Annotated in this window: 22 protein-coding genes; 1 reads left to right on the top strand and 21 read right to left on the bottom strand. The window is 46.8% G+C overall.

Going from position 1 to position 16,482, the window contains the following annotated elements; genetic code table 11:
- Positions 1-41: 41 nt before the first annotated feature.
- Positions 42-782, top strand: a complete 741-nt coding sequence (locus tag GTQ55_RS06615) for a Mut7-C RNAse domain-containing protein (protein ID WP_161858021.1) — start codon at positions 42-44, stop codon at positions 780-782.
- A gap of 8 nt (positions 783-790) precedes the next feature.
- Here the strand turns inward: GTQ55_RS06615 and GTQ55_RS06610 are convergent, their stop codons facing one another.
- The 21 genes from GTQ55_RS06610 to GTQ55_RS06515 all read right to left on the bottom strand — a co-directional run bounded on the left by GTQ55_RS06610 (position 791) and on the right by GTQ55_RS06515 (position 16,335).
- Positions 791-1,372, bottom strand: coding sequence for a hypothetical protein (locus tag GTQ55_RS06610; protein ID WP_161858020.1), 582 nt, complete (start codon positions 1,370-1,372; stop codon positions 791-793).
- Positions 1,373-1,559: 187 nt separating this feature from the next.
- Positions 1,560-2,774, bottom strand: a complete 1,215-nt coding sequence (locus GTQ55_RS06605) for a dipeptidase (RefSeq protein WP_161858019.1) — start codon at positions 2,772-2,774, stop codon at positions 1,560-1,562.
- Positions 2,775-2,981: 207 nt separating this feature from the next.
- Positions 2,982-3,779: a CPBP family intramembrane glutamic endopeptidase gene (locus GTQ55_RS06600; RefSeq protein ID WP_161858018.1), complete on the bottom strand. Its 798-nt coding sequence runs from the start codon at positions 3,777-3,779 to the stop codon at positions 2,982-2,984.
- Positions 3,780-3,953: 174 nt separating this feature from the next.
- Positions 3,954-4,244 (bottom strand): hypothetical protein, encoded by a 291-nt coding sequence (locus GTQ55_RS06595; protein ID WP_202620669.1) that lies wholly within the window; start codon positions 4,242-4,244, stop codon positions 3,954-3,956.
- 351 nt (positions 4,245-4,595) lie between these two features.
- The gene (locus GTQ55_RS17925; RefSeq protein ID WP_183946574.1) at positions 4,596-4,766 is read right to left on the bottom strand and encodes a hypothetical protein; all 171 of its coding nucleotides are present in this window, start codon (positions 4,764-4,766) and stop codon (positions 4,596-4,598) included.
- Between the two features lie 231 nt (positions 4,767-4,997).
- Positions 4,998-5,486, bottom strand: coding sequence for a GNAT family N-acetyltransferase (locus tag GTQ55_RS06590; protein ID WP_161858017.1), 489 nt, complete (start codon positions 5,484-5,486; stop codon positions 4,998-5,000).
- 13 nt (positions 5,487-5,499) lie between these two features.
- Positions 5,500-6,384, bottom strand: a complete 885-nt coding sequence (locus GTQ55_RS06585) for an alpha/beta hydrolase (RefSeq protein ID WP_161858016.1) — start codon at positions 6,382-6,384, stop codon at positions 5,500-5,502.
- Positions 6,385-6,564: 180 nt separating this feature from the next.
- Positions 6,565-7,290 carry an SIMPL domain-containing protein gene (locus tag GTQ55_RS06580; RefSeq protein ID WP_161858015.1) on the bottom strand — a complete coding sequence of 242 codons (726 nt, stop codon included), beginning with the start codon at positions 7,288-7,290 and terminating at the stop codon, positions 6,565-6,567.
- Positions 7,291-7,402: 112 nt separating this feature from the next.
- Positions 7,403-7,963, bottom strand: coding sequence for a hypothetical protein (locus GTQ55_RS06575; RefSeq protein WP_161858014.1), 561 nt, complete (start codon positions 7,961-7,963; stop codon positions 7,403-7,405).
- A gap of 156 nt (positions 7,964-8,119) precedes the next feature.
- Positions 8,120-8,497, bottom strand: a complete 378-nt coding sequence (locus GTQ55_RS06570; protein ID WP_161858013.1) for a hypothetical protein — start codon at positions 8,495-8,497, stop codon at positions 8,120-8,122.
- 167 nt (positions 8,498-8,664) lie between these two features.
- Positions 8,665-9,030 carry a hypothetical protein gene (locus tag GTQ55_RS06565; protein WP_183946576.1) on the bottom strand — a complete coding sequence of 122 codons (366 nt, stop codon included), beginning with the start codon at positions 9,028-9,030 and terminating at the stop codon, positions 8,665-8,667.
- Positions 9,031-9,186: 156 nt separating this feature from the next.
- The gene (locus GTQ55_RS06560) at positions 9,187-9,696 is read right to left on the bottom strand and encodes a hypothetical protein (protein ID WP_237567861.1); all 510 of its coding nucleotides are present in this window, start codon (positions 9,694-9,696) and stop codon (positions 9,187-9,189) included.
- A gap of 75 nt (positions 9,697-9,771) precedes the next feature.
- A complete protein-coding gene (locus tag GTQ55_RS06555; protein WP_161858011.1) occupies positions 9,772-10,188 on the bottom strand; it encodes a hypothetical protein in 417 nt (138 codons plus the stop codon).
- A gap of 598 nt (positions 10,189-10,786) precedes the next feature.
- Positions 10,787-11,227, bottom strand: coding sequence for a hypothetical protein (locus GTQ55_RS06550; RefSeq protein WP_161858010.1), 441 nt, complete (start codon positions 11,225-11,227; stop codon positions 10,787-10,789).
- A 169-nt stretch (positions 11,228-11,396) separates the two neighbouring features.
- Positions 11,397-11,813, bottom strand: coding sequence for a hypothetical protein (locus GTQ55_RS06545; RefSeq protein WP_161858009.1), 417 nt, complete (start codon positions 11,811-11,813; stop codon positions 11,397-11,399).
- Between the two features lie 153 nt (positions 11,814-11,966).
- Positions 11,967-12,473 carry a YcxB family protein gene (locus tag GTQ55_RS06540; protein WP_161858008.1) on the bottom strand — a complete coding sequence of 169 codons (507 nt, stop codon included), beginning with the start codon at positions 12,471-12,473 and terminating at the stop codon, positions 11,967-11,969.
- Between the two features lie 120 nt (positions 12,474-12,593).
- Complete coding sequence (locus GTQ55_RS06535) at positions 12,594-13,031, bottom strand: hypothetical protein (RefSeq protein ID WP_161858007.1); 438 nt, start codon at positions 13,029-13,031, stop codon at positions 12,594-12,596.
- Positions 13,032-13,997: 966 nt separating this feature from the next.
- Positions 13,998-14,351 (bottom strand): hypothetical protein, encoded by a 354-nt coding sequence (locus tag GTQ55_RS06530; RefSeq protein ID WP_161858006.1) that lies wholly within the window; start codon positions 14,349-14,351, stop codon positions 13,998-14,000.
- Positions 14,352-14,520: 169 nt separating this feature from the next.
- A complete protein-coding gene (locus GTQ55_RS18075) occupies positions 14,521-14,625 on the bottom strand; it encodes an excalibur calcium-binding domain-containing protein (RefSeq protein WP_237567912.1) in 105 nt (34 codons plus the stop codon).
- 361 nt (positions 14,626-14,986) lie between these two features.
- Entirely contained in the window at positions 14,987-15,466 is a 480-nt protein-coding gene (locus GTQ55_RS06520; protein ID WP_161858005.1) for a hypothetical protein, read from the bottom strand.
- A 650-nt stretch (positions 15,467-16,116) separates the two neighbouring features.
- Positions 16,117-16,335, bottom strand: a complete 219-nt coding sequence (locus GTQ55_RS06515) for a hypothetical protein (protein ID WP_161857941.1) — start codon at positions 16,333-16,335, stop codon at positions 16,117-16,119.
- Positions 16,336-16,482 lie beyond the last annotated feature (147 nt).

The raw sequence follows: 16,482 nt of genomic DNA, 5'->3' as shown, positions 1-16,482 counted from the left end.
ATCACCCACACAAACAGGCCACCATCGCACACGGGTGCGCAATGCCCAGACTGACCCTACGTTTCTACCGGGAACTCAACGACTTCCTGCCCAAACCGCTACAACAGCGCGATTTCACGCGGGACTTTGTCGTATTGGGTGCAGTCAAGAACATCATCGAAGCCGTGGGCGTGCCACATACGGAAGTCGACCTGATTTTAGTGAACGGGCAGTCAGCGGCTTTCGATTATCACCCTGAAGACGGTGACCGCATCAGCGTGTACCCGCTGTTTGAGGCACTGGACATTTCCAGCATCACCCGCCTGCGCCCTCGGCCTCTGCGCGAATCACGCTTTGTGCTCGACTGTCACCTGGGGCGCCTGGCCCGCTACCTGCGGATGCTGGGCTTCGACTGTGTGTTCTCCGGCCATTGCGCAGACCAGAGGCTGGTCGAGATTTCGGTGCAACAAGAACGGATTCTACTCACTCGCGACCTGGACCTGCTAAAGCGCAAGGCCCTGACCCATGCCTACTACGTTCGCGCCATCCGTCCACTCAAGCAGCTCGCCGAGGTCGTACATAGACTGCAATTACAGAATAGCTTCGCACCCTTTTCCCGCTGCACGGTGTGCAATGGCACATTGACGAAGGTCACCCGGGAGGAAGTCTGGTCGCAAATCCCCCCCACAAGCCGGCGCAAGTTCACCGAATATTGCCGCTGTGAGGGCTGCGGGAGAGTTTACTGGAAAGGCAGCCACTACAAACGAATGCACAGGCTCATAGCGACCGTGAAAGGTGATTAAACAGAGGGCTACCGACGCTCCAATTTTTCTAACGTTTTAGCATAACTACTTAGCAGGGCCTCTTCCACGCTATCAATAAGAAGCATATCCTCCATGAACAAATCACCACCGAGTGTTTTTGACGCATCTGGCGAAAGCGCAGCCACTAACGCACGATTACTCATTGTGGTCTCTACCAGCTGATACCCCAGAGACTTGTAAATATCCTGCAGAGAATAAATCGCAGATATATCGTAGAGGGTTTCATAGTCAATGAATTCAGAAACCCCAGTGGAGTTCAGCATTTTCCATGCCGCATCTTGGATTTGCAGCCCTGGCACAAATTGCTTTTCGTCTGCATCATCTTGATGGACACTCTCATTCTTCAATAACTCGACGACTGCCCGGTTATTGGAATGCACAACATTCATGAATTTTATATTCGATCGGATCTCTTGAACGACATTCTCAATTGCCTCAGCAGCCCTAATTTTCTCAATCCTATTTTGATTCCATTCATTGACTGCCAATGCAAGTAAAACACCGATAACAATCGACAGTATCTCAGTTATAGCGGAGCGAACTACGGGCAAGGGAATTGACCACTTCATTGGATTGATCTCGATTAAATATATTTCTGATTACACTAGAGCGTCGGTACAAACCACAAAACCAAGATAAAACCTAACCGACTTTTACACACACCGCCTAATTACCGAGCTGGATTGCGTTGATTGCTGCTCATGTCACCATGGGAGTTGCTTATGGCCGCTCCCACATTGATTTACTGGTGTACGATCAAGCTTCTACCACCTGCCATACTCTTTTCAAGTTGCCGGACAGGATTTTGCGAATCTCCGCCTCGCTGTAGTCGCGGGCCAACAGACCAGCGATCAGGTTCGGGTAGCTGGCAACATCCTTCAGGCCAACCGGCAGGGTATCGCCCACGCCATCGTAATCGGACCCTATGCCAATGGCGTCAATACCGGCGATATCGCGAATATGGTCAATATGGTCGAGCACCTGCTGCAGACTGGCAAAAGGGAAAGGTGGCTGCCCGGCCCCAAAGGCCTCCATATGATCCCTTACGCGGGGGTCGTCCCGGTCCTCTATACCCTTTTCCTGCATAAAGCGCAGGCGCTCCTCGCGCAGCACCCCGCGGCTGTGATAAGAATCTCGACTGATAAAGGTACTGCCGAAATTCACGAACACCACACCACCCTGCTCCGCCAGCGCCACGATCATCTCATCACTCATGTTGCGCTCGAAGCCCGGGATAAAGTGACGGGCGGAGGAATGGCTGGCAATAACCGGCTTGCTGGTCACTTCCAGCACATCGTAGAACGCCTCGTCGGACAGGTGGGAAACATCCACCATCATGCCCAAGCGGTTCATCTCGGTCACCACCTCGCGACCGAATTCAGTAAGCCCACCGGCCGGCCGTGCCTCGTCATAGCTGGAATCTGAGAGATGATTACTAAGCGAATGCGCCAGTGTGATATAGCGCACCCCGCGCTTGTAGAAATACTCCACGTTGGCCAGCTCACCCTCCAGGGGCGAGCCGTTTTCCATCCCCAGGGGCAGTGAAATGAGACCCTGTTCAAAGTGTGCCTCAATATCGGCCCAGGAGGTGGCAATGGCGAACTTGTCTGGCGCCCCGGCTACCATTTGCTCCACAAGCCCGATCAACTCCTCGGCCTTGGCCTTTGCTCCACCTTCCTGCTCGAGCTCTGCCGGGGTATAGATCGACATAAACGGAGCATTCAGCCCACCGGCCACGGCCCGCGGATAATCAAAATCGCCCCGCTCGGTTGCCTTGCTGACATCCTCGTAGTCTTCGACCAGCCGGTAGGGCACATCAATATGGGTATCAGCAATAATCGTGGTTTGGGCAATTTCAAGTGCCTGCTGCCGGTATGGCTCATACCCCGCCAAGTCCACAGCTCCCTGCTGATCCGCGCCACAGCCCCCTAGTAGGGCTCCGCCCAGTAGCATAATGGTCAACCTGTTCATAGTTCTCGCTCCCTTTTTTAACTTTTTGTCCCGGCAAACCTGTACACCCCTCCAGGCTTATGGGATCGAAACCCACTGTCCCTACCACACCTGTAAATTCCTGATAATTTTTTTATTGCTTTGATGCCACGTTGATCCGGCAACTTAAATTTTCCATGTGTCTTCCGTATGCAAATAAGGCTAACCGTTAGCTTGACGGCGGCGCATTCACGCGCCGAATCCGGTCTGAGTAATTGTCACCGCCCGATTTGGGGCGCGGACTAAACAGCGCGGTCCGTAGCGCCATATCACCACCGAGGTCAACAACCCGACCGCCGCCAGGAATACAAAAAACGTATTTAATTGACCAACAAATTCGGGCAAAAGTGGCAAGTAGTTAAATGTCGCGTTTGCCATCGAGTGCATGAGAATCGCCAAAAGCACGCTGCCCGTATTGTTATATACCCACGTCATCAACAACGTTGCCAACAACACCCAGACCAGGAACACAAAAAATGGCATCTCCTGCGGAACACCAGTACCTATTAATGAAGCCGGGAAATGCCAAAAACCCCACACCGCACCCAAAATCAGGCTGGCCGTCAATGCCGAGTATTTCTCCTGTAACTTTGGTAATAAATAGCCACGCCAGCCAAACTCCTCGCCTAGCGAAATTACTAAAATAACGATCAACTGCGGTAACAACTGAGTTGTCCGCAGCCCCAAGGATGGCCCACCAAACATACTGTGCAGCGTCACGGCTGCAACACCCACCAACGGGAACACCAGCAGTGCGGTCAGAAACCAACCCAAACCAAATGGCTTGATCAACTGGTCAACAAACAAGGCTTTGGCGCCTTTCCCACCATCTACCAGCAAAACCATTAGCAGGGCGACCAAGCTGGGCGTGAACACTAACAAAATGCTTAAGTTTGTATTCCCGGCCTTCTTTGCTGCCAAAGCGATTAAGCTACTGAAAAATAAAACTACTATTGTAAAAATTAATACTTGGTTTCTCTTGATCACTAACACCTATCCTATTAAATGGATAACCCCGCACTCAGTGACGGCCCGCTCTATGTGCGCTTTACACGAAAATGGGCCGCAGCGACCCACGCAAAATGCGCACCTGGTAAACCGCCCGGTGGAGAGGCGAAGGCCTGGAGCCAACTGCCCGGCCTTGTTAAGCGCTATTGGATCTCAATTACCGAAAGAAAAAAATATACCAACGGAAAGCTCGGCCCAAACATAGAGAAAACCTATCAAAACGACTGTCGCTAAAAATGGAAAATGCCTTGAGGAAATTTTCCGAGATAGGAGTATCAGCAGGCTGCCTGCTGATAGTAACAAAGCTCCCATAACCATGAAGTCAAAGAATGTCCATCGAACTTCACTGCTGAACTGCATGGCGGCCAAAGGAACTAGCAAAATCAAGCAAGTGGCAGCGACGAGACAAACAAAGGCGGTTTTTCTTTGTAGTATTTTTTTCAAGGATCTATTCCTTATCGCTTAACGCTCGGTTTAGGTGCGGCTGGAGTGTTGCGGAACCTGCCCCAGCCGTGTATTTCGCAGCCACTAAAACCGCTTGTTAGGTGACGCTGCGCTCTCAAGCTAGACCCTTGGAAAAACTACGTATAACCAATTTTTCTCCCGGACTGAGATACTCATATCCATCGTTGAAATCTCTATGTATAAGGGCCATTTCTCTTAGTTCATTGCCCACCTAACGCCGCGCTCAGCCGTGACTAACCTTGCGCTCTATGCACGAGAATGGACGCAAAGCAGCCGCACATAAAATGTACAAAGTTAGGCATCGGCCTACAGCGCATTGCTATGTTGGCACTACAGGGCCGATGCCAACAAAATTGCTAAAACAATCGCTGCGGCAAACCCGAATATAATACCTATGCGTCGATTACCAGATTGCTGCTTTTCAATCTCTTCTAAAAGCTGAAGCAATTCAGAATCTGTTAGCGATCCGCAGTGGGGACAACTTTCATTATCTTCAATCACGTAATGGAGACCACAACGCCGACAAGGATCAGTTAATTTATGGCTCCTCAAGGAAGCTGCTTTTGCACCTATGGCACCTAGATTCACTATACGACTCACTTATACATAACGCCGCCAGCAGGGATGCCCAATGTTAAGCACATTTTGTGGGAAAATGGAAGCGCTACGACTCGCGCAAAATGTGCATAGCATTGGGGGCCCCGAAGGGCCAGAGCATTCTGTTTGCGCTTGTTATGCGACATCGTCGCTCGCCAAATCTATTGTGAACAAAGGCAATCGACGACCAGAAATACTAGCTGATTCTCTCATACCATTTAGCACGCCACCTGCTGCGCGATAAAACTTTTCAGCGTTGGGATCGCCTTGAATGATTAATGCTATACCACCTAGTTTTTTCACCAGATTCTTTGCGTGGCCGATTAACGCTCTACCCACTCCGTTTCCAATAAATTCTGGTTCGACAAACAAGGCTTCCAATTCGAATTCTCGATCAGAGAGCCTTTCAATTGCGTAATATCCCAGTAGTCCAGATTCGCTTTCGGCAACGTAGTAATGAAGCTCCGCCGATCTCAAAGAATTCCCTGTGACGGTTAGCTCATTACGACAAGCCTCCATAAATGATTGCGAATATCCCCAATAGGCTTTTGAACGAATGGCTAAGGCAGTTAGCATTTCAGCTTCGTTAGATCTCGCTTCTCTGATTGTCGGTAAATTTTTCATGCCCCATAACGCCTTAATCAGCGGCTTGTCGCTGGATTGCTTTTTTATCTAGCGTATTGGCAAATCCACTTTTGATTAGAAAACTCAATAGCTTTTCATTGCCATCCTTTACAAATTTTGGTTCAGGATCAAAATTGCTCTCTTGGTTTTCCAAGTTTCTGGTGAGCAAGTGGCCAACTCCAGGATAAACATTCAATTCGCAAATACCATTTTCAGACTTAACTTTTTCACAAAACTTGATAGCGCCAGAAGTAGGAGTCAGCGTATCAAGCTCGCCTTGTACAATTGATACAGGGGGCATATTTTTGTTCACATTAGCAACTGGAGAGTTATCAATTGCGGTGCTCTTATCGAGCAATAGCTTTTTAAACCAACCGTCCTTTTCCATATCCAAGGCTGGTGACCATAATAGTAGAAGGTCGGGTCCGCCATTTTCTTTTGAACCTAAATTATTATTGCACCCTTTAGTCGCAGCCAACGAACTTAAATGGCCGCCTGCAGATACACCGTAAGCCGCCACCTTATTAGAATCTATTGAATATTTCTTCGCTCGATCTCGAACCCAATTTAAAGTTTTACAAACATCAAGAAATGCATCCACTGGCGTAATTTTGTCATTCGAAAGCCGATAGTCTACAGCTACTGCCAACATACCAGAATTTGCAAACATTCTAGCAGCTCTAAAAGTCCATTCAGCTTTCCCCCACCTCCAACCACCACCATGCACAGTTATGATGGCGCTGCCAGATCGATTGCTTTCACTGGGCTCAAAGACGTAAACTGCGAATTTGTCTGAGTCGGTGGAAGTTAGTATAAATTCCTGAGGCGCAGGTAACTCTTCACTAACTGCCAAGCAGGAAAATATTAATAGAAAAAAGCTGGGTAATATTCTTAGCAAAATAAAAATCCTAATTTAGAGAGCAAAATAACGCCCAGAGCAGGGGCGGCTTACCTTGTGCGCCTTTTGCGCGAAACTGGGAGCACAGCGACCTGCGCACACGCGCACAAGATATGCCGTCCCGCGGAGGGCCGCGGAGCCCGTAGTGAATTGCCCGGCCTTGTTACAATTTTGTGGTCATCAGCGAAGCTCATAAATTGCAGTGATTCTCTGCCTTACTTCAATGAACTCCGGAACCATCATAGTGAGATCCATATCATAGGAGCTGACATCCATTGCAAGAGCGTGAGTCGATGGTTCAAATTCTAATGCGAATATCGCGTAAGCCTGTCCAAAACTACCTTCTGTGGTAATGCCGAACACATTTTTGATTTTTCTCGACTGAGCTGAGGCAAGAGACTCGGCTTTGGTCCGCGCCTTTTGGCTCAGCTCATTAATAAGTTCACTTTGATACTGCTCTTCCTTAGTTGTTTCAAAAAATGCTTCTACCCCTTCCAGGCCATCCATCGCAACCAAGTCAGCCATAAGTTCTGGATATTTTTCTAGCTGGCTAAGAGTTAGCTTGAAATTCTGACTGGTTTCATATCCTAAGATTTCAAGGTTATATGCACCATCTCTTCGAGCTCTTTTGGTTTTTTTGTCGATCTGGGTGGACTCTAGCGCTGAAACCGGCAATTGAAACTTTTTCATAACACTTAAAAGCTGAGAGCCGGCCCCTTTCACATTAGCCAAAGATTTCTCCGAAGATTTATCAAAAGAAACCAGATTAAATCGAATTTTGACTAAATCCGGCTTTACACGCTTATCAATACTTTCAGTAACAATAACGAATGGAAATTCTGGGACTGGGTTTGCTACCGAAAATATCGGCACAATCATTAAAATTATCAGAGCTAAATATTTCACGATTTTCCTTATTATAAATTGTAACGCCCGGATTTGGGGCGGACTTGCAGCCGCGTAGCGGCGGTAAGGCCGCCCCGGGCCCGCAGGTGCGATAACAGCCGATTGTTAGGTTTTAGTACAGCTCTCCAAGAGACACGTATCTTGATGCACGGCTAAACAAGGCGTAGCCAAGTTTGTACTCAGGTCCAGAGCTAGGGCTCCATACACTATGGAAATAGTACTCGCCTTCCCAAGTAACTTCGATTTCCCAAATGGCTCCGTCTAGCCCCGCGTCCGATTCTTCCTTCTCAGAGGTTAGATACTCAGTTTTAATTAGAGTTCGTATCTGACTTAAATATTCCCTGTCCACATTTACGATTTTTGACTTACCTATCTCGTTCGCTTGAGACATACCTATTGATAAAGACTCTATCTGCATATTTCCATCATCAATGGATACGGTGATCTGAACAGTGGGATCAAATGATCGTGAGAGCGAAAAGCGTACTAAGTTCTTATCTTTTTGTTTGTATATGCTATTTGAACGAAAAAGTTTCGCTCTATTGGCGATAGATTCGTTATTTTCAGGCTTACGAGCAAACCCATTGCTTTGATTACCAAGATCTTGTGAATATATACCAATCAAAGCTAGCGAAATAGGAACTGCACCAGTAGATAAAATATTTTGATTCACGCTTCAAAACCTGACGCCCGCAACAGGGGCGACCAATGCTATGCACATTTTGTGCGAAACTGGGAGCGCAGCGACCCGCACAAAATGTGCATAGCGTTGGGCGTCCCGCGGAGGCACGAAGGGCCGGAGTATCCTGCTTGCGTTTGTTAACTGTTTTTATACACGCTGATTTTCGCACCTACGAAGCTCCCATATTGGAACGAGAATTGATGCGCAAATTGCGATTAAGCCCAAGAAATAATTAAAGAACGTTGTAAAGATACTTTGCGGATGCGTTAGCTGAATAAATACACGCTCACTGATCTTTCCTTCCAGCCCCCAAAGTAATGCAGGTGTAAAAATAAGCACCAGAAAAATTATGAACCATACCCCGTAAGTCTTCATGGCAGACCAAAGAACATACTTAGCTCTAAAATCTGGCTCGATTTTTAGTGCCGCCAAAAACGACGAGTAGATTACAGGCGATATCATGAGGAAAGCCAATACGGCTATTCTCAGCGAACTTACTTGTAACTCAAATTCTTGAACTTCCATTCTACCTACATTGTTTCAGTAACACTGACAGTTAACGCCCGCAACAGGGGCGACCAATGCTGTGCACGTTTTGTGCGAAATTAGGAGCGCAGCGACGCGCACAAAATGTGCATAGCGTTGGGCGTCCCGCGGAGGCCCGAAGGGCCGGAGCATCCTGCTTGCGTTTGTTAAGCTTTGCCTCGGATTATGAATATCTCCGAGCCTGATTCAAATTCGAGAAATACGCCTTTTAAAGTATTTTTTACACGCTTAACTTTCACAGCTGATTTCTGTCCTTTGGCTTTGGTATTGTTTAACCAGAAATAGTATTTACCATTTTCATTTGCATGAAAAGTTACTATATTGCTCCCTTTTACGCTTTCTACACCAACTGATGAAACTTCAACAGCCGTATTACAATCTGGACCGCATTTATGGAACCGGAGCCTTTCTTCCTTGCCAAGCCTTAAAATTTCGATTGAAATTTCGTCATTTTCCGTAAGGTGAGTTGCTGGAGCAAAAGTGAAACCATAGCGTGGCTCAACTTCAATCACTAAGTCCTCTGCGCAACCGAAGAACAATATTATTGATGTACAAATTAATGCTTGTAGTATTTTTTTCATCGTAGCTTAACGCCGCCAGCACAGGCGGAGCACGCAGTGCGGAGGTCCAGCCCCGAAGGGGCGATTGTGCCTGGCTTTGTCAGCACTTTACCTGACCTCCTGCTCGGTGAATAGAGGGAGCCCGGAAAGCTCTTTGTGGAGTTCTTCGATTTTACCCGCGAAGTAGAGTTGAAAAGTACCCTCTACTGTTTGCTGTTGCTCTGCAATATAAATGGATAGCCACCGAACCTCTTTTTCTTTGCCGAAGCCAAACATGGTTTTAACCATTTTGGGCTGAACAATACCGACTAAGTAGGCATACTCATTGGGCTTTCCAATAACTGAAACCCAATAATCAATTTTACTTTCTTTGTTTTTAACAGAGATGGTTGGTTCTGATCCACCAGTATTTTTTCCTACCTGCTCTTTCCATGGAAACCTGCGAAATTCTTCTATGAAGATTTCATAGGAAGCTTCACCTTTGAGGTCATATTGGTCAAAGTCATAGCCTGCTTGTTGGATGTCGTAGGTATAAGAGCCTGCCATAGTGCTTGTAGCCAGAAATATTGTGATTATTGTTAATAGTGCTCGATTCATAATGGGTGCTAACGTTGCCATAACCGGCAGCCGGAGCGCAGCGTAGGCTGTCCGGCACCATCAGGCGCGAAGTTCATGGCCTTGTTACATTGCCTCTCACTTAAATGGAACCTTTCCACAGTCAACAAATACCACACCATGAACACCCGAAGGGTAGCAGCCGTAAACTAGCCCCTCAGAAGAATGATCTCTTTTTGAAATGGTTAATAATTGCTCCCCTTTAAATAGATATTCTTCACTATGTAATCCAGACGGGAAAACAAACGGAATCGGTACAACCAGCCACAAAACGACACCTTCAAAATGAGTGCCACTTTGGTAAACCCATTTTTCTGAGCTTTCAGAAACTTGGATTATTTCATCTGGCGCCCCTTTCTCTTCTCTAATATGCTTTTTCCGAGATTCATTACTTTTGTAGGGCTTGTAAGAAAACTCCGACAAACTGCTTCTATTTACACCAACACACCCAGAGAAAATTGTAACCAAACAGAGAGCCGCTACTGATAGCTTCATATTCTGATTCCTAAGCCTGCATCGAAGGCCGCTGAAATGTAACGCCCGCAACAGGGGCGACCAATGCTATACACCTTTTGTGCGAAACTGGGAGCGCAGCGACCCGCACAAAAGGTGCATAGCGTTGGGCGTCCCGCGGAGGCCCGAAGGGCCGCAGCATACTGCTTGCGTTTGTTATGCATGACGCTACCCTCTTAGCTTAAAGTGAGCGCTCTGCAACTGAATCCCAAAAAGAACAAAAAATATACCGGAAACGAAGAAAAAGACTGGGCTAGCCCAAATACCCAGAGCACCAAAAGCGAGGAATATAAACCACTTCCCAAGAAGCATATATCTACTTTTGGATCGAAATGTTCTCGGGCTATTGTTTCCATTTGGTAATGGATACTCACACAACCAAGCCGTGAAAAGTACAAGTATCAAAATGACCGGCCAAAAATCCATACTTTACGCCAACAATGCATAACGCCCGCAGCAGGGGCGACCAATGCTGTGCACATATTGTGCGAAAAAGGGAGCGCAGCGACCAGCACAATATGTGCACAGCGTTGGGCGTCCCGCGGAGGCCCGAAGGGCCGTAGCAAACTGCCTGCGTTTGTTAGCTGCATTGCTCGTGCTCAAACCAGATTGTATGCCTGCGGTTTAGCGACCTTGAGCAGTGAATGCATTTTTTTACAGGCAAGGCCATTGCTCTACTATGAACCGCATGCGGATCTTTGCAGAATTGATAGAGGTCCCATACTCCAGGTGTGCCCGATATTCCGCTCCTTTTTTCACAGTGCTCGCAAATAACATCCTCAATATGAACTCTATATTTTTTACCAGATACGCTTACGAAGCAGATTAACTGAAATCGGCCTCTCGCCCCCATAAGAGCGATTTCAACTCCACTATATTCACGATACTCCTGTAGCACTGGTGCAAGAATGTCATAGTGGGAAAGCGAAAACCCTTCAAATGTCTTTGTTTCCAAAATATTTGAAATGTCATCTTGGCTTAAGAATATTAAGTCCTGCCCATCTAAGTTGATTCTATTCACAGAGCTATTCTCTTGCGGCAGCTAACGCCGCCGGCAGGGGCAGCTTACCTTGTGCGCGTTTTGTGCAAAAATGGGAGCGTAGCGACCTGCGCAAAATGTGCACAAGGTAAGCTGTCCCGCGGAGGGCCGCAGGCCCGAAGCATATTGCCCGGCTTTGTTATGTGCTGCCTCACAGCGCGGTAACCTGCCCTTGGTAAAACGCCATTTTACTAGGACATGCCCCTTCTTCGGAGTAACGTAGGATTATGCTTATGTTTTTATAGTTGCTCTCTCGAGCAGCGAAGCTTGTAAAAGATACGTCGCCAGCCTCATGAACAGCCAAATTAAAGCTGTATTCGGTAGACAGGCCGTCAGTAATGTTGGCGAGAGCCTCTGCTATAACCAAGCCACTTATCTTAGTTTGAATTTCCCCGTCAAATACTAGCCAGATTCCATCTTCTTCTGTCTGCTCTCTAGATACATGCCAGTTCTTTACCGCGTCAGACAGTTGATTTCTGTCTATTTTTGGCCCGTTATCACAGCTAATAGAAAGCGCATTCACACCAAATGACATCAAAATGAGGACGAAAAAAATGACCCTATTCATTCTCGGATTTCCTGCACATAACGCCGCCGGCAGGGGCAGCTTACCTTGTGCGCGTTTTGCGCAAAAATGGGAGCGTAGCGACCTGCGCAAAACGCGCACAAGGTAAGCTGTCCCGCGGAGGGCCGTAGGCCCGTAGCAAACTGCCCGGCCTTGTTACATTTTGACGAGGGCACGAACTTTCTCCACGAGCTCCATGGGTTCTGGCACCTGTGCTTCTGGTATTACAATTGCGTTCGCCCGGCTTATAAAAAACATTATCAATCCGCGCTCGTATTCTATGGAAGTAAAATTATCCCAGCTGAGAAAAACATCATGTTTACAATTTTTACTTCTAATGCCGCTCTCCGACACCTCTATTACTCGCTTTTCATAGATTGAGTTATCTGCAGTCGGTAGTAGATTTTTTAGAAATTTAACTTCTTTAGAATATATCGAGAAGAATAGAACTGCGCAGACGACAGCGGAGAATGCTGCCGACTGCCAGTGCAACCCCATCTCGGGCCGTGTAACACCCAAAATTACGACCGCAATCATCAGCCAAATGAAAACATTGAACAAAGGGGAATCAATCCAAGACTTGGCATCTTCCAATGCTTTGGCCCGGATGTAGTGACTAAAGACCTTCCAATCTTTTTCTTCTAATTTAGTTTCTATGATCATGATCTTAAAATGTAACGCCGTGCTCAGCAGCGGCTTTCTTTATACGCGTTTTGCGCAAGATTGAGAGCGTAGCGACTGCGCAAAAGGTGGATAAAGTAAGGCGTCGGCTGCAGCACTTTGTTAGGCATCTCCTATCTCCCAGCCCGTATAGGTTTTACCCACATATAGCGTCTCAGATGCGCAAGGATCATTTGCTCTAAATTTAAAGGAATAGAGCTTAGGATCGGTATTCTTTGCGTAGTCGATCTTAAAGGTATCATAGCTGCGGCCTCCGCCAAGCCAATAACAGCGCCCTTCGAGGTGAATTTTCTTTGTGGTTTCCGACACGGTTTCTAGTTCAAAGTCGTCAATTGCCGACCGCTTAAATTTACTTTCTCGATCCAAAAATCGAAATAGCGCCGCCAAGACTCCGAAGAAATAATACACCGCTACACTATACCCGTATTCAGAGCCTGACGACTCAAGTAAAACCTGGGCAATCTTATCTTCAAGTGCGGCAATTGAGTCGCGAGTTTTAGAGTGCAATTCTTCATTGCGCTTAAAATCTCTTTGATTCATACAGGTGCCTAACGCCCGCAGCAGGGGCGACCAATGCTATGCACATTTTGTGCGAAACTGGGAGCGCAGCGACCCGCATAAAATGTGCATAGCGTTGGGCGTCCCGCGGAGGCCCGAAGGGCCGGAGCATTTCTGCCTGCGATTGTTATGTTAAACGTACCCCATTTAGAAAAACGTGCTCATGATTAGCAAAGATATTACAACAGCGACAACGCCGAAAACCAACCCGAGATTATTGTTTCCTTCTACTTCTCGTTCTCGTAATTTTAAAAATTCGATTAGCTCTTTCTCATCCATTTTTCCACAGTGACCACATGGATAATCAGCTACATCAGAGTAGAGACCACAACGCTTGCATTTCCTAAAGAAGTACTTGTGATCACGAATCTCTTTTAATTTATAAAAGATCATTCCAAACATGCACTACTCTCCGGCTAGAGCAACATAACGCCCAGCGCAGGCGCAGCCAGCGCGGAGCGCGTTTTGTGTTAATGTTTGAGCGCCAGCGAGTAACACAAAAGGTGCGTAGCGTTGGCTGTCGCTCTGCCGCTGCTTGTTATGAATTTTGACCCACAAACGTGTACACAATCACCAAAACTACCGGTAACCCCAGCCACAATACTGGTGAAGCATACCAAGGAATTGGACCAGATTTTTGGACTTTAAACACCTTTATGAAGAGCAAGTAGAGCAACGTAAATGCACTAAGAAAGGCACCAAACCATAAAACCTCATCAATCGTGAAGCCTTCCACGACGGACTTATATACGTAATTAACCGCTATCAGAATCCAGAAACACCAAATCAGATACCGGAACACAGTAGCTCTATTCAAACTTTGGACTCTCCAAGATTCATAACGCCGTGCGCAGCGGCGGCTTACTTTGTGTATTTTTTGCGCGAAAATAGGAGTGTAACGACTGCGCGAAAAATGCACAAAGTAAGCCGTCGGTCTGCCGCACCTTGTTAGTGCCTGGGTATCTTAACAATTTCAGCTTCAGGAAAAACCTTAGCCGCTTCTTGGGCAATTTCTTCTGAATTTATGCCACCGAAGAATAAATCTATAACGCCCTTGTTTTTCAAAAAGAGGCTAATTACTGCGTCTTCCTGAATGATAGCGACACTTCCTTTTTTCACTCGTAAACTCTTCGGACCGAACGGCCAAGTACCCAGTGAGGTTGTAATTTCTATTCTATCTCCGAGATCTCGAAAAATTCTCTTCTCAATATTTTCATACTTTTTCCCATTTAACTTTTTGGTTAAAAGAGGAGTCAAGAAAGCGATGAGAAAGAAACTGATCGCGCTTATGAAATGTTCCATCTCGAATCCTTAGTAGCACTAACGCCCACAGCAGGGGCGGCTTACCTTGTGCGCCTTTTGCGCGAAAATAGGAGCGTAGCGAACCGCGCGAAAGGTGCGCAAGGTAAGCCGTCCCGCGGAGGCCCGAAGGGCCGTAGCAAACTGCCTGTGATTGTTAGAGCTGGCGGAGCTAGAACCTGGAATCGTTCTCGCAAGGAACCCCATCATTATCACCGTCCATTTTTGTATTTGGGCAGTTTCTTATAAAGAAAACGGCCTCTTCTCTGGACGTCATTTGACTACAGTGTTGCCGCCCATCACATTTAAATCTTTGACTCGAGACTTTGCTAGCTTGGGCTGGCTCTTTTGGTGGAGAGAGCTTTATCATTTCCATGCCATCTACGGAGCGACCAACCTTTTCGACGCCGTAGTCTCCCCACCGACCTCCGTCAGCAGCGAAATTTTGCTCGTAGATTTTCCACCCAGCGAATGCCAATAGGCCAAAAATTATTATTTTCTTCACTATAACTACTCGAAACTCTAACGCCGCGCTCAGCCGCGGACAATTTTGGGCGCTTTATGCGCGATAATGGGAGCACAGCGACCGTGCATAAAGTGCACAAAGCTGGCCGTCGGCCTGCAGCGCATTGTTATGTTCATTTGTGCCTCTGCGTCATAAATTTCACCGTTTTATACCACCTATCTTCGGTAGATCGAACTACCTCAAAGGCCTTTGGGTGATCAATACCCATGATTAGAAGGTATGTTTCTCCAACCGTAAATTTTCCATAGACATTGCAATCACCGGGTGCAACAAAGTTTCCTATATATGAATTAGCCCAAAACTCGACATCTTCATGCTTAGAGAAATCGACAGGACCCACTTCATAGAGAAACCCATCAAGTGAAAATTTTGCTTTGCCACTTTCTCCTTTTAACACTTCCTTTGTTTGAAAGGTAAACTTTGCCATTCCTTGAGCTTTGAAAGACGGCTTCTCTTCAATGGCTTCAGCAAGAACAATCTTGTCTATTTGATAATACAGTCTATCAATGGCTATAAAATGTCTATCTGGAGGAGAAAAGCATGCTTGAGCAAGGCCTGGGAGGGCTAGGAGTATAAGAAGAATTTTATTCATGGTTCTGAACATAACGCCCAGCGCAGGCGCAGCCAGCGCGGAGCGCTTTTTGTGTTAATGTTTGAGCGCCAGCGAGTAACACAAAAAGTGCGTAGCGTTGGCTGTCGCTCTGCCGCTGTTTGTTATGCCTATTCACTCGCTGGAACGACCTGGTAGACACCGGAACCATTGATCAAAATACCATTGGCCATCATGTAAGTGAACGTTAAGACAGATAGAGCCATTATGAATACATGCACCTTGATGGCTGAACTGACGTACTTGGAAAAGTAGCTTTCCTCATTTTTTGATTCTACTACCAAAGTAATCACGAATGGCGCCGCTAAGACAACCCCAATGCCCACCATGAAGAAGTATGAAAGGTAATCTTCATAGTAATAGGGAAACCATGACTCATAAAATGATGAGAATGTTACGAAGTAGGCTAAAAGCGCAAGTAGCAAAGTACCGGTATAAATAAATATTTTTTTCAATTTGGATGCCAGAATTTCTGCTCTAAGGCATAACGCCGCGAGCAGCGGCAGCTTGCTTTAGGCGCTTTATGCGCAAAAATGGGAGCGAAGCGACCTGCGCATAAAGTGCACAAAGTAAGCTGTCCGGTGAAGGCCCGCTGGGCCGAAACGAAATGCCTCGCCTTGTTATAAACCGAATTACGCTGGAGTCTCACTATCTCGCGGCAGGTCTTTTTTGAACATTAAAAAAACAACATAAACTAGACCAAAAATTGGAATGATAGAGAACACTGCTCCAAGCAACGCAGCTAATACTGGAGTCTCGGTTTTACGTCTACCAAGGTAGTAGCTGACAGCAGCTATCACTACCGCAAATATGGTTATGAATTGCCCGATGACCGTCAAACTTATATTCATTGAAGTACCTCTTTATTCTTGTGACTTTGGTTTATAACGCCCGCAGCAGGGGCGACCAATGCTATGCACATTTTGTGCGAAACTGGGAGCACAGCGACCCGCACAAAATGTGCATAGCGTTGGGCGTCCCGCGGAGGCCCGAAGGGC

This window comes from Microbulbifer hydrolyticus, from assembly GCF_009931115.1.
Classification (GTDB): Bacteria; Pseudomonadota; Gammaproteobacteria; order Pseudomonadales; family Cellvibrionaceae; genus Microbulbifer; species Microbulbifer hydrolyticus.
The sequence above is the reverse complement of the archived record's forward strand: the minus strand, read 5'-3'. Positions and strand labels throughout refer to the sequence as shown.